Below are 14025 nucleotides of genomic sequence, written 5' to 3'. Positions count from 1 at the left end.
GATGCCAGCAAAGGGAACGATCAGCGAAGGGAGTACGATTGATAGTGCGCTGGTTGCGACGTTGACTCCCAGGATAGTCAGCGAGAACAGCCAGGAGTTATTGATTAGCGATCGGACAAGATCCGCCGTTCCGTTGTCTTCCAGGATGGCTACCTGAGTTGCGCTCAGGTTGGGGAAGACCATCGCCGCTACTAACCCAGTGATGACTAAGCCATACACAATGGCGTTGATAGTGAGGTAGGCACGAAAATTAGTGTGAATGATCTGAAAGGGTTTGCGAAGAGATCGCCGAAGCGGGTGTTTGGCACTGGGAGTAAGTGGTCGTTGTGGAGACTGGTCTTTGGTGGCGATCGTTTTGCGTGACATGTTTTAGCTCCGATATTTGGTGATGGATGCAGTGATGCTTGCCAGCAAAAAGCTTAGGCAAATCTTGCCAGCAAAAGGCTAAGAGCAAAGGAAAAGCCATGAACGCTGACATGGGATAACATCGCAGCCTCAAGCGAGTATTGCCAAAAGAGCCAACCAAAAGCAATGCCAGCGATCCCATTGAGTAATATCGCTCGGACGATCACAATTGGAGTGAGTGGAACGATCGCGGCAGTCGCTGGTAGGTGTAGTAGTCCAAATACTAGCGCTACTAGCACAATCGCACCTTGGTATATTCCTTGGCTTGGCAACGTCATGCCTTGTTTTAAGACCTTCCACGCGATCCAAACCAGCAGCGACATTAAACCCCAACGCATCAGAATTTCCTCAGTGATGCCGCCATAAAGCATTGCTGTCAGTGAACTCAGCCAATTTGGTTCTGTGTGATTGGATGCCTGTAGCGCTTCAGGTAGAGCAGGTTTCATGAACCGATCGAGCAACAGGAGAATGATCGTTATCGCTGCACCCACACCCAAGCTCCATTTCATCTCAATGACAGAATATGGAATCTTAGGGGTATGAAGTACCCAGTAGTCAATCAAATGTGAGTGTAATCCAACGCGATAGGCACAGCCAATTCCCACCAGAATGCTAATTGCCAGTAGAACTGTAAGCTGTAGTGATTGCAGCAGCATTAAAACCCACAGTGGCGGAACGTTTGCCAGTTCTTCTGGAGACAGTTGTGCCAACCGTTGCTCAACAAATGGAACCGACGTAATCGCAAGCATCACAATTCCCACAATGCCCAACACAAATAGAATCCCAAATTGTTTCAAAACTGCCATTGATTTAATCTCTAGAGACATCAGAATACTGGGTAGACACAATGCCAACTGGTGACTAACGCCACCTTATTCTGAAGTATCATTCCTATTTCTCCTAAAATCTAAGTAGTAGGGTGAGCATTGCCCACCATTTTGTAAAACTCTTCACAGTAAGGTTTTGTGGGCATTGCCCCCCCTACTGGCTTGCTGTCACTTGAACGTAGGTTAGATAACTACGTTGCTCCAGTCGGTTGGCAGCCCGCAAGTGGGATTTAGGTGTTGGCAACTCATAGTTTGAAACGGCTCTATCCTAAAATTCGGGTTCGATAACCACGCCGCTCCAGTCGCTTGGCAGCACGTCGGGCATCGCGACGATTGTAGTGGATACTCTCATAAATCCATTTCCGATCGTCACGGCTGCGGTAATAAACCACAAACGGCCGATCGCGATATTGGTTGTCACGATATCGATCGCGATATTGGTTGTCACGATATCGATCGTCACGATCGTACTGAGCGATTGACATATTCGGCTCTCGGTCAAGGTTATGACCAATTTTTTCTGAATCTAGTGCCTGTGCTGTAAAGGGCATATTTACTATGAATCCCATACCCACCAGTGCTAGCAAAATTATCTTTTTCATGAGATTAGTTTGAAGGTGTAATTGGATTGATCAGGCTTTGAGAGTGCTTTAGTCGAGTGATAGTCATGTCCCAGGCGCACATTGCTCTACATTCCGCTCACAGGTAGCAAACTTGTGACTTTTGATCAGTTCGCCGTATATCCGCCATCGAGGTTATTGCTAAATCTGTTTTCGACAGCATAAATTTTGATCGTTCCACCCGCTGTTGAATTATGTACTGGTGTGGAGAAACCTCGATCGCTTGTTTGAACAAACTTGCAAAATAAGTCGGGCTAATGTTGATCACTTCTGCAAGTTCAATTAACGACAATTCTCGATCGACGGTGAGTCTGAATATAGTTGAGTACTTGCTGCAATTGGGTGCGTGTCAAGCCTTTGTGTTTGAATTCAAGGGTTGGCGTTGTTAGCATGATTCAAAATTGGCAATTTATTCAACAAAACAGGCAAAAACTAGCGATCGCGCACTCGATCACTTACTAGCACTAACAAACAAGTCAGATATGAATAGAGCTTAGTGGCTTGCAGCAATCATGGCTGTCATCAACTCTGTCATTTTCCAGCTTCCGGTATATCGAATGTTATTGATAAATAGGGCTGGAGCAGCCGTTACTCCACTCTTGCATCCACTTTCAATATCTTTATTGATACGATCAATATGCACTTGTTTAGACAACTCTTTGAGAAACTGAGGGATATCAAGCCCTAAATCATTGGCGTACTCGACAAGATAACCATTCTCCAACTTTTGTTGATGGGCAAATAAAGTATCATTCATTAACCAAAATTGTCCTTGGACAGCGGCGGCAACGGCTGCTTCAGCTGCCCGTTGAGCTTGGGGATGAATCTGGATCTGTGGAAAATGGCGGAAGATAAAGCATAAATCATCCTCTCCAAAAGAAGCACTAAGTTCTCCTTTGAGCACTTTAATCAGCTTGTAAACATCCGCACTTTTAGAGCATTGATAGTCTCCATACATCACCAGCACGACCTTAGCACTCAGCACACCTCGCATCCAATCCTGGGTTGAAGGGGGTACAAGTAAGGAACTGTGGCTACGATCGTCGCTCATCTTTCTACATCGGTATCAAACATGGAACCTTGCAATTAAGTTGCTCAACCAATTACTCCATTACGATTGACATAAATTCAATATAGGCAATCGACTTTAAGTTGTCGTCTATAACGAGTTAAAACTTTTACAGTATAAATCGGTAGAACAACCGCTCTATCCCGAAATAGAAGATTGGTTATAACTCAAGTTAGATTCAAAACTTAATTGCACGGTCAATCCTATCCGTCTGACGTGATCGAGAGCCGTTGCCTACATCATCTGGCGGATCGGGCGCACAATCACTTCGTTGACATCGACATCATCCGGCTGAGACACGGCATACAGGACAGCGCTGGCGATCGTATCTGGGTTGAGTGCATCTTTGCGAAGGTCTTTCAAGAAGCCTTTTGTTGGCTCGTCCGTGATATCAGAGCCGAGTTCGGTTTCAACCACACCGGGAGAGATGACGGTGACGCGAATCATTTTCGACTCCTGCCGCAGTCCTTCGGAGATTGCCCAAACTGCGTACTTGGTAGCGCTGTAAACTGCGCTAGTGGGTACTACCACATGGGCACCAATCGACGCAGTATTGATGATTTGTCCGTTACCTTGCGCTTCCATAATCGGCAAAGCTGCTGCAATGCCATTTAACACCCCATTGATATTCACGTTAATCATGTTGTCCCATTCCTCGACCTTCAAAGCATTCATCGGGGATAGAGGCATCACGCCTGCGTTGTTAAAGATGACATCGACGCGATCGAACTTGTCTTTCGCAAACCCAATGAACGCTTTCACATCTTCTCGATCGGTGACATCTACGGCTTTGAATTCTGCTGTACCACCTGAGGTGTGGATCTCCTCAACAATTTTTTCGAGCTTTTCGGTGCGCCGTGCGCCCAAAAGCACCTTTGCACCGTTTCGAGCGAGTAACTTAGCTGTGGCTTCGCCAATCCCGCTACTGGCTCCAGTGATCGCAATGACTTTGTTCTCAATGTTTAACATCGTTGTTTTCCTTTCTGTTCGTGTTCAGTGCTGTGAACTAAATATTGATTTCCATACCTCGGTCATGAAGGTGAAACCCTTGTCCACAATTCTGTAAACTTGCTCATGTCTAGAAAGGCGATCGCTTCGATTACTTGGTCGTCTTTCATGCGGAAATACCACGTGTAGGTGTTCCGATACGCTCTGCCGTCTCTGGCGGTCGCCTCCCCGTCCCATAGCACGATCACCATATCGCCATCCGCCCAGATGCCGCGTACAGTCGGGACGATTGGAGTTGATAATCGGGCACTGGTCGGGCTAATGACTTGATCGAGTAATGCTTGTCGGCTGCGATATGTACCCGCAGTTGCACCCGTTCCAGTAATTGTCCAGGTTACATCCGGGGCAAGCAGATCAAAGGCACTGCCAGTTCCGTTGCGCCATTGGTCGAAAGACTGCTGGACAGTTGCTTTGTTGCGTTGCTCGATCATCTGAGTTGCTTGTGCATCTGCTGGATTAGACGCAGTTGCTTGGGACACGTCTGCGATCGCTGAAGGCTGAACCAGGAAGGACTGTTGATTCAATACTGTCGGGTAATCACTTGACCCAAACGCAGTCACATTCGATTGAATCTCTGCCTTCGCGCGAGCTTGCATCATCACCGGAATAGCCAACAGCCCAATCAGTCCTGCTCCCGTGAAAATTTGACTTAAATAACGCACTATTTCAATCTCCTCAAGCTAATTTTTACTTGGATTTGCTTCCAGTCAATCTATCAACAGCAGCTTCTATTGCAGTTTGTCCGGTGCGCGTTTCTATCTCTGGGTTACTTTCAAAGACGATATGACCAGAGTTGAAACCGCGCATCATCTCGCTGTAGCTGTTGACGGCTTCAGGTGAAAAGCCAAAGCTGGAAATCGTTGCTTGCCAGTCGCTTTCGGGAACAGCAATTGCCTGTACATTACGGTTAAGCACAGCGGCAAAAGCAGCAGCGACATCGTTTGGTGAGTAGTCGATCGGACCATGCAGTTCGATGATGCGCTGACCTTTCCAGTCTTCAATCATGGCTTCAGCCGCAGTGCGCCCGATGTCTTCGGTCGAAACCATGGGCAGCCGACGATCAAGTGGAGCAAAAAAACTGGGCAGTACCCCTTGTTCAGCAGCGATCGCGGCGGCACTCCCCCAATTCTCCATAAACGATGCCGCTCGCAGAACTGTGACGGGAACTGCCAAGTTGCCCAACATGCGCTCTAAAATATGGGTCGTCAAAATGTTGCCCGTACCGGAAGCGTGCTGTGAACCAACCGAAGACAGTAACACGACCTTCCGTGCATCAGCGTTTGTAAGGGCTTCAACATAACACTCGCCGATCTGTTCTGCCAGCGCAAACATATCGCTGACGTTGTAAGCAGGTGGGTTCATCACATAGACGGCATCCGCTTCACGCATCGCGGCGGTCATCGCTTCGACATCAGTGACTTCGGCAACCGCTACGTCTGCACCTTTCTCTCGCCATGTACTGGCAGCTTTATCAGAGCGCAAGACAACGCGCACTGGAAAATTTCTCTCAAGCAAAGCGTTAGCCACTGCTGAACCTGTCTGTCCCGTCGCTCCAAAAACTACATACATAAGGTTCTCCTGCTCATTAATCATTCCGATCACTCAGGCGATTTTTGCCTTCTTGCATCATTGCCTGATCCTCATCTTGTCTATTCGTCTAAGTTCAGCATAGGTTGGAAAAGCTGTTCTTGAAATGCCCAAACCTATCCGATGATTGCCTAATTCTCCAGAGCGATCGTTTGCAGAGATTCTATAATGTCAACTGTAAGGTATTGAGTTAGTCGAGTCTCTGCTATGACAGTCGCAATCTCTCGCCCTGACATAATCGCGGATCACCGCCAAGAAATCGTCACACGGATCGTGCGGCATACCAAATCCAGCGGCAACATTATCCAACCCACGGAGATCGAGCAATTAGACTTTGCGCGCTCAGATACAGTATCTACCGCACCTCATAGCGTGTATGAACCCATCCTGGCGATCGTCGTTCAAGGTCAGAAAAAAGCATTTCTGGGTGAGGAGATGTATCAGTATGGTGCAATGAAGTATCTCGTCGTTTCCGTTGATTTACCGCTGAGTGGCTTTGTAACTGAGGCGACACCTGACAAGCCGTATTTAGGGCTGAAGCTGAACTTAGACTTGATGCAATTGTGTGAGATGGTTGCCCAAATGGGTTCCAGTTCGGCAAAGCCAGAAAACTCTATTCGAGGTATATCGGTTAGCAACGTCGATCCAGCGTTGATGGAGTGTGCCCTTCGCCTCGTCAAGCTCTTAGACACTCCGCAACACATCTCCATGCTGGCACCGTTGATGATTCGTGAACTCTATTACCATCTGCTGATGGGTGAACAAGGGGAAGCCGTGCGTCAAATTGCCACATCCGGCAGTAATATGCAGCGAATTGCCTCAGCGATTCAACAAATTAAATCTAATTTTACCCAGCCGATGCGGATCGAGGATTTAGCGAGTCAGATCGGCATGTCTACTTCGTCGTTGCATCAGCATTTCAAGCAAGTTACTTCGATGAGTCCGCTTCAGTATCAGAAGCAGTTAAGACTGTTAGAAGCGCGTCGTCTAATGCTCGCTGAGGATTTCGATGCGACCTCTACTGCCTACCAGGTGGGGTATGAAAGTCCGTCACAGTTTAGCCGGGAATATTCGCGCCTGTTCGGTGCGCCGCCCATTCGAGACATTGAACGGTTACGGACAGCTTGAGCGAAGATTGGCTAGTTATCCATCGACCACAGCATGGCTAGCGATGGCAAGGGTGGTGCGAGTGCCAATGTATTTGGGCCCGAAGGGAGCAGTAACTGCAACAAATTTAGTCCCTGGACTGGCGACTCGTTGCGCTTCGCGGTTCATCAGATCAGTGAAATTCTGAGGCTGTTAGGAATCAATTGCAAGTACACCCTATAAACTGACAATGCCGCGTTTAACGGCAACAATCACAGCTTGAGTGCGATCGCTGACATCTAGCTTATTCAAAATCCGATTAACATGAGATTTAACCGTGCCTTCACCGATGCTCAAAGCAGCCGCAATATCAGCATTACTCATCCCCTGCGCCAGCGAGCGGAGTACTTCTAGTTCTCTTTCACTCAGTTCTGGATTGCTGAGGCGCTGTACTAACTTTGCTCCCACATCAGGCGGAATATACTTCTGACCCCGATGAACGGTGCGAATAGCATTCAGCAGCTCGTCAGGTTCAGTTTCTTTTAACAGGTATCCTTTTGCACCTGCCTGCAATCCCCGATAAATATCTTCGTCACTATCATACGTGGTCAGTACAATAATCCGAGCAGATTTAGCAGTAGCACAAATTGCACCGATGGCGGCGACCCCCTCTACTTCAGGCATTCGCAGATCCATTAGCGTTACATCTGGTTGGTGTTCCCGAAAGGCGGCGATCGCCTGTTCCCCATTTTCGGCTTGTGCAATCACCTGCATCTCTGGGTCACGGTTAATAATCGTGGCTAATCCTTGCCGAAAAATGGCATGGTCGTCCGCAATCAAAACCCGAATGGTTATGGCTTGGCTCATCATGATCCTACTCCCGATTGACGGTGACAATAATCTCTGTTCCTTGCCCAGGTTGACTCCGAATCGTGAGTTGTGCGCCGATGCGCTCTGCCCGCTCGCTCATGCCGAGTAAGCCAAACCCCTCAGCGCATGGAATATTCCCAACTCCAAAGCCCCGTCCATTGTCTTTCACGCGCAAGCAAAACCGATGGCGATCGTAGATTAGCTCCACTCGAATTTCATCAGCATTGGCGTGTCGAATCGCATTGGTTAAGGCTTCCTGCCCCATCCGCAATAGATTACTCTCGACTTCAGTCGGTAGAGAATACACCGTACCTTCAATCTCATAATATAAAGTGGTATCCATTGCGGCAGTCCTGATTTGAGCGATGAGACGATGTAGAGCGCTCTGTAAATTGCCCTCCTCCAAAAGCTGAGGACGGAGCGCCACGACCGATCGCCGCGCTTCAGTCAGTCCTGTTCGTGCCAATTCTTTGATCAGGTCTAGATGCGCCCCAGTTGCTTCTACATCATCCGTGAGTATCTGGTTTGCAGCTCCCACCTGAGCCAGAATGCCTGTAAACGCCTGAGCGAGTGTATCGTGAATTTCGCGTGCCATGCGGTTGCGCTCTTCCAAAATTGAAGCGGCTTCTGCCTGTTTGCGATCGTCGATATCCGTAACAACTCCCAACGCTCGGATGGGTTCACCAAATTCATTCCAGGTAACAATTTTGCCGACAGCAAGAATCCATTTCCACTGACCATCCTGGGTACGATGGCGATACTCTGCTTGATAGCTGGGGACTTCTCCAGTAATACAAGCATGGTAAACTGCAAGCACTGATTCTCTATCGTCAGGATGCAAACTCTCAATCCACCTAGATTTGGTCACATGAAATGTTGCCGGATCGTAGCCCAGCATTAAAGCGTATTCTGGGTTAATCACGACTTCTTCAGTTTTGATATTGAGATCGTAGAGTCCCTGATTTGAAGCGGTTAATGCCAAGCGTAGTCGTTCTTCACTTATTTGCAGAGCGGCTTCTGCTCGTTTGCGATCGCTAATATCTTCAACCACGCCTTCAATATAGTCATCGGCTGCATTCAGATAAGAGGAGAAAAGTCCCCAAAACACTGTACCATCTCGTTTTCGCATCTGGATTTCATAGCTTCGCACTTCCCGATCTCGCTTCAGCACCTCAATGAATTGTTGGCGATCATTGGGATTTACATTAAAGCCTGTAGTGTGTTCCAGCCCAATGATCTCTTCTGGCGAATCAAAGCCAAGCAGATCAGCAAAGCGTTGATTGGCATTGAGAATTAATCCATCACAGGTGCGGGTGCGGTAGATGCCGACCTGCGAGTTTTCAAAGATAGCTCGGAACTTGGCTTCACTGCGTTGTAACGCAGCAGTTCGTTCTGCGACCTGTTGCTCTAAAGTGCAGTTGTAGTCGGCTAGGAGTTTCTCGGCTTGTTTGCGCTCTGTAATGTCCTGAAAGGTAGCGATCGCATAAGTGATATTGCCTTGTTGATCAAAAACTGGTGTTCCCCGTGCCTCAATTAGAATTGTGACATGATCTCGACGAATTTCTATATCTTCAGTCCTGATGCGTTCACCCCTTAATGCCCGCACAGTAGGCAAGCTCTCCGCTGGATAGATTTGATCCGTTCCCGCTACATAAAGCTGATAAGCCTCTGATATCTGCTCCGGTGCTATGGAAGTATCAGTTTCTTTGCCCAGGAGTTGATTGCCGCATTGGTTGGCATAGTAAGGGCGACCCGCCGCATCCACGATCGCAATTCCCACCGGAATCGCTTCGAGGAACTGGGTGATCTTGCTTTCCTTAGCCCGCAGTTCTGAGTAAAGGTTGGCATTTTCGATGGCGATCGCTGCTTGAGTCGATAATAGCTGCAAGACATGCGATCGCTCTGGTGTAAATACTCCATCTGCTAACCGATTTTCTAAATACAATACACCGACCAGCTTGGCTTGATTCAGCAGCGGCAAACAGAAAACTGATTGAGGCTGGTTCTGTTGAATGTATGGCTCATGAATAAAAGCACCTTCACGAGTCGCATCATTTAAGGTGACAGGCTTCAGAGTCCGAATCACATATTGAATGATTGATTCTGGCAATTGATCGGCGATTGGAATAGACTGTAACACCTGAGTCGCACAAGCATTCTCATCGGTATTAAGTTCACAAGCCGCTTCAATCGACCATTCTCCTGAGTTTTCTAAAATCAGATATCCAGTTTGTGCGCCAGCATTCTCAATTAAAGTTTGCATCAGCGATCGCAACAATTGCTTCAGTTCAATTTCACGAGAAATCGCCTGCGAAGCTTTCATCACTGCTGCTAAATCGAAAGCAGTATGGAAGGGATTAGTGATAGTTTCAGCAGTAATAGGAATTGATGTGGAAGCGGCTCTAGACGACTGAGGAAAGAACTGTGGATAGCGTTTTTCTAAATCTTTAACTTTAGCGGTTGCGCCCCAGCGATCGTAGCAATAGTGCGCCTCTTTCATGTAGGTCTGAGCAATTTTTGACCGACCTCGCGCCAGATAATGTTTAGCCGCTAATTCATAAGCGAGTGCTTCTTCCTGGATATACTCATTTTCAGCAGCACCTGCGATCGCCTGTTCATAAAACTCTTCAGCCTCAAAAAACTGCCCTAAGACTCGTGCTTTCTCTGCCTCGACTAGATAAAATTCATGTAGATAATTCATTGGGGCATATTCTGCCCATTTCTGCATTTTTTCTTGGTTGGTGTTAACACAGTTTAGCAAAGCTAATTTTTCAGAGTTTGAAGCATCGAGCAATAAGCTCAAAAGCGCCAGCGAATGATAGAAACAGAATACAGGTAAAACCTTTATTGCCGTCGCTTCTTCAAAATGTTTCCTTGCCAAAATGGCAGTCTGTACAGCTTGATGATATTCTTCAAATAGATAACACAGTATAACTTTGTGCAGGTACAGCATTTGAATTGCAGTTCCATCTTTAACTGCAATAGCGTGTGGCAACGCCTCCTCTTCATTAAACACCCGACCAACTAAGCAACTGGGATTAAGAGACTTATCTAACAAATTAAGAATGGTCTGCCACACTATTGTAATCCAAGTCGAGGGGCTTTTCCGTCTGATTCGATCAACCGCTTTGCTGTATGTTGCCATTTTCTGTTCCAGTTGGGTGAGTTCCTCACCGACGAAAAACGAGTTGTAGCACACGTCATATGCAGCATAACCAGCGGTTTCAAAGTCTCCGGTTTCCACTCCTTCCTGATAAGCCTCAACCAGCAGTGGTATCGTCTCCTTAAGATGTACTTTCCATTGCATAACGTGGTCACTAAATAACTGTAATGCTTTAGCCTTGCCTTTTTTGGTATTCAATCGTTCTGCCAAGCTAAGAGCCAATTGACCAAATTTATAGCCGAGTTCAATGTCTTGAACAACTCCACATAGAACAAATCCGTAGGCAGCATAATACAGTGGTGACCAGATAGCATTACCGTAGTTGATTGATAAATTTACCGTTTTGCAAGTAATCAGTATCACCAGTGCTGGTGATACTATGAATGCAGCAGCCCCTATATTCGCTAGGATTGACATTGCTGCTAGCGGTTCTGGTGCAGTCATCTCTGGTAAATTAACCAAATCTTCAATTTTTCGTTGGGCGAGTAGTGCAGCCGTTGACTCCAATCCGCCTCGAACATCTAACTCACTTGGATTTTCTGGTAAGATTACTCTCAGGAGCTTCAACACTTCCAAGCCAATTTTGAGTGCTTCTTTCAGGTTGCCCTGTGATAAATATCCTTGAATTTTGCTATCGTAAACCTGCACTTTGTCGATCGCTGTTTTGGCGCAATTGAGTACCACTTCTACCAATTGTTCCATCTCATCAAAGCGGCCGTGAAGATACGCTGCCGCTGCTGCTTCTGAGTACAGTGCTAAGGTAAGGTCATACTCGCTGACCCAACTGTCTGTATCTAGGAGTTTCAGTCCTATATTGAAATACTGAAGAGCTGCTTCATAAGCCGTTGCACCTTTTGCTTTCTGACCTGCCATTAAATTCAATTTGGCAATTTCAGTTCGTTCTGATCGAGCAGTGACTGGCTCAAGTCCTTGATTGAGATGATCGATGATTTCAAACAACCGATCAGATCGTTGCTCTGGTGAAGTTTTTTCGAGCAAATTGCGACCGATTTGGAGATGAACAACCTGTTTCTGCGATTCATCAATCAAAGCATAAGCCGCTTGCTGAACGCGATCGTGCAGAAACTTATACTCTTGAACCAACAAATCTTCGTCCAATTCAGACAGAGGTTGAATTAATCCCGCTTGTATTGCTACAAGTAGATCCTGGAAAATTGCTTTCGGTAATTTTTCGCAAACGATCACCAATGTTTCTAAATCAAACTCAGACCCAACACAAGCAGCGATGGAGAGAACTTGCTGTGTTGCTTCCGGTAATTTTTGCAATTGACGCAGCAGCAACTCCACCACATTATCGGTAATATTTTGGGCTTGAATTTGAGCAATATCCCACTGCCAGCTTAACTGTTTCGCATTAAAGATTAACAGATTTTCGCTATACAGCATTCGCAAAAATTCACCGACAAAGAAAGGGTTGCCTTCGGTTTTGCGTAACACTAATTGGGCTAAAGAACGAACGGTGTCAATATTGCGACCTAGTGTCTCGACAATCAGTTGACTCAAGGGTTCGAGCGTTAAGGGTACTAAGGTAATCTCCTGAAGTACTGCCCCTTTGTTTCGTAGTTCTAAGAGCGTTAATACTAGTGGATGCGTTGGATGCACTTCATTATCTCGGTAGGCTCCAATCAAAAATAGATATTGGGTTTGCTCGTCGAGTAATATTAACTCGATTAACTTTAGCGTTGCGGAGTCGATCCATTGTAAATCGTCTAAGAAGATGACCAGGGGATGTTCTTTTGAACAAAACACCCGCACAAAATTTTGAAAGATTCGATTGAAGCGATTTTGAGCTTCCGTTGCTCCAACTTCGGGTAAGGGTGGCTGTTTGCCAATAATTAATTCAACTTCCGGAATGACATCAATGATGATTTGCCCATTGCTTCCTAAAACTGAGAGCAGACGCGATCGCCACTGTTGCACTTGCTCATCCGGTTCCCCCAGAAGTTGCTGCACCAACTTTTGCAGGGCATCCACAATGGCGCTGTAGGGAATATTGCGCCTGAATTGGTCAAATTTACCCGATATGAAATAGCCGTGCTTTGCTGTGATGGGTTTATAGAGTTCTTGCACCAATGCTGTTTTGCCAACGCCAGCGTAACCAGCAACGAGCATGAGTTCGACATTGAATTGAGCATTTTCTATGCCTGACTCTAGTTGACAAATTTCGCCAAACGTCTCTTTTCTAGCCACTCTGTCAAACGCCGCCAATAATGCTTTAGTCTCCGCTTCTCGTCCATACAGTTTCTGAGGAATGCAAAACTGTTCTGAAACATCTTGCACTCCCAACGACATGGCGTTGATCTGACCCATTTCTGCCAGTTGCCCGGCGCAGTGTTCTAGATCCGCTTTGATGCCCCAGGCACTTTGATAGCGATCCTCCGCATTTTTCGCCATCAACTTCAAAATTATGCCTGAAATGGGTTTGGGAATCGTGGCGTTCAATTCATGCACAGGAATCGGCGGTTTGGCAATATGGCAATGAACTAGCTCCAGGATGTCTTGAGTGGGGAACGGTAGCTGGCCAGTTAACAGTTCGTAGAAGGTTACGCCTAGCGAGTAGAAATCGGTGCGATAGTCGAGCATCCGGTTCATCCGCCCGGTTTGCTCTGGAGATAAGTAGGCGAGTGTCCCTTCTAAAACATGAGGACTTTTGAAGGTTGGATTTGTGCGGTTAAATTGGGTGGCGATCCCAAAATCAATAATTTTGACAACGCCAGTATCCAGATTAAAGACTATGTTTCCAGGGTTGATATCTTTATGAATGATATTGGCTGCATGGATTTTGCCTAGAATGTCGGTGAGGGCGATCGCCAGATCGAGAAAAGTGGATAAAGGCATGGGGCAGAAGATATCTGGGCGCTTGTGCATCCATTGCTCTAAGGACTCTCCCCCAAAATCTTCTAAGAGAATCACCAGAGTGCGTTGATAGTCTTGCTGACTGTATGCTTTCACCACTCCCTCTAAGTTGAGGGAACGGGTAATTTTATATTCCTGTCTGTAGCGGGTTAGTTCTTGGGGAGAGGGATAATCAAGCTTTAGCATTTTTATGGCGATCGCTACTCCATCGTCTCTAATGCCCCGGTACACTAGAGAATTATCACTTTCATATATCTTATTTTGGATGGCAATACCAGGTAGAGCAATCATAGAGCTTTTTTGGAGAGTATGATCTGGCATATAGGAATCATATTTGATTTCTGAAAAAGTGTACGAGATAATACGGAGGAATATATCTGTCTAAGAACAAACAATGATAGATCAGCATCTACAACCTGCGATGCCTGCGGCGGGCGTAGCCATCGCAGAACTACAAGAATTTATAGATAGTCGCCCAGATGCCCGTGAGGTGAGAAAAGCTCTCTTCTGTAA

The 14025-nt window shown here is 46.6% G+C and carries 10 protein-coding genes; 1 reads left to right on the top strand and 9 read right to left on the bottom strand.

Translation table 11 applies throughout. From position 1 onward, the window contains the following. Positions 1-419 precede the first annotated feature (419 nt). The 7 genes from IQ259_RS21175 to IQ259_RS21145 form a co-directional block, all read right to left on the bottom strand. The gene (locus IQ259_RS21175) at positions 420-1211 is read right to left on the bottom strand and encodes a CPBP family intramembrane glutamic endopeptidase (protein ID WP_193887967.1); all 792 of its coding nucleotides are present in this window, start codon (positions 1209-1211) and stop codon (positions 420-422) included. Positions 1212-1495: 284 nt separating this feature from the next. Then, complete coding sequence (locus tag IQ259_RS21170) at positions 1496-1801, bottom strand: hypothetical protein (protein WP_228014680.1); 306 nt, start codon at positions 1799-1801, stop codon at positions 1496-1498. A gap of 130 nt (positions 1802-1931) precedes the next feature. Further along, complete coding sequence (locus IQ259_RS21165; RefSeq protein WP_339383957.1) at positions 1932-2120, bottom strand: helix-turn-helix domain-containing protein; 189 nt, start codon at positions 2118-2120, stop codon at positions 1932-1934. Positions 2121-2345: 225 nt separating this feature from the next. After that, positions 2346-2903 (bottom strand): DsbA family protein, encoded by a 558-nt coding sequence (locus IQ259_RS21160; RefSeq protein WP_193887965.1) that lies wholly within the window; start codon positions 2901-2903, stop codon positions 2346-2348. A gap of 252 nt (positions 2904-3155) precedes the next feature. Further along, positions 3156-3890, bottom strand: a complete 735-nt coding sequence (locus IQ259_RS21155; RefSeq protein WP_193887964.1) for an SDR family oxidoreductase — start codon at positions 3888-3890, stop codon at positions 3156-3158. Between the two features lie 62 nt (positions 3891-3952). After that, positions 3953-4591: a nuclear transport factor 2 family protein gene (locus tag IQ259_RS21150; protein WP_193887963.1), complete on the bottom strand. Its 639-nt coding sequence runs from the start codon at positions 4589-4591 to the stop codon at positions 3953-3955. Between the two features lie 25 nt (positions 4592-4616). Continuing rightward, the gene (locus tag IQ259_RS21145) at positions 4617-5522 is read right to left on the bottom strand and encodes an NmrA family NAD(P)-binding protein (RefSeq protein WP_228014678.1); all 906 of its coding nucleotides are present in this window, start codon (positions 5520-5522) and stop codon (positions 4617-4619) included. 201 nt (positions 5523-5723) lie between these two features. Between IQ259_RS21145 and IQ259_RS21140 the strand changes: the two genes are divergently transcribed. Then, positions 5724-6644, top strand: a complete 921-nt coding sequence (locus IQ259_RS21140; RefSeq protein ID WP_193887962.1) for an AraC family transcriptional regulator — start codon at positions 5724-5726, stop codon at positions 6642-6644. Positions 6645-6839: 195 nt separating this feature from the next. Here the strand turns inward: IQ259_RS21140 and IQ259_RS21135 are convergent, their stop codons facing one another. Then, positions 6840-7469: a response regulator transcription factor gene (locus IQ259_RS21135; RefSeq protein WP_193887979.1), complete on the bottom strand. Its 630-nt coding sequence runs from the start codon at positions 7467-7469 to the stop codon at positions 6840-6842. 7 nt (positions 7470-7476) lie between these two features. Continuing rightward, positions 7477-13803 (bottom strand): PAS domain S-box protein, encoded by a 6327-nt coding sequence (locus IQ259_RS21130; protein ID WP_193887961.1) that lies wholly within the window; start codon positions 13801-13803, stop codon positions 7477-7479. Positions 13804-14025 lie beyond the last annotated feature (222 nt).

The sequence above is a fragment of the Fortiea sp. LEGE XX443 genome (assembly GCF_015206815.1).
Classification (GTDB): domain Bacteria; phylum Cyanobacteriota; class Cyanobacteriia; order Cyanobacteriales; family Nostocaceae; genus Nostoc_B.
This window is presented reverse-complemented; position numbering and strand designations above follow the sequence as displayed.

Excerpts from the sequence above, each read along its gene's own strand:
- IQ259_RS21175 (WP_193887967.1), bottom strand. The coding sequence starts at position 1,211 with ATGGCAGTTTTGAAACAATTTGGGATTCTATTTGTGTTGGGCATTGTG.
- IQ259_RS21170 (WP_228014680.1), bottom strand. The coding sequence starts at position 1,801 with ATGGGATTCATAGTAAATATGCCCTTTACAGCACAGGCACTAGATTCA.
- IQ259_RS21160 (WP_193887965.1), bottom strand. The coding sequence starts at position 2,903 with ATGAGCGACGATCGTAGCCACAGTTCCTTACTTGTACCCCCTTCAACC.
- IQ259_RS21155 (WP_193887964.1), bottom strand. The coding sequence starts at position 3,890 with ATGTTAAACATTGAGAACAAAGTCATTGCGATCACTGGAGCCAGTAGC.
- IQ259_RS21145 (WP_228014678.1), bottom strand. The coding sequence starts at position 5,522 with ATGATTAATGAGCAGGAGAACCTTATGTATGTAGTTTTTGGAGCGACG.
- IQ259_RS21140 (WP_193887962.1), top strand. The coding sequence starts at position 5,724 with ATGACAGTCGCAATCTCTCGCCCTGACATAATCGCGGATCACCGCCAA.
- IQ259_RS21135 (WP_193887979.1), bottom strand. The coding sequence starts at position 7,469 with ATGAGCCAAGCCATAACCATTCGGGTTTTGATTGCGGACGACCATGCC.
- IQ259_RS21130 (WP_193887961.1), bottom strand. The coding sequence starts at position 13,803 with ATGATTGCTCTACCTGGTATTGCCATCCAAAATAAGATATATGAAAGT.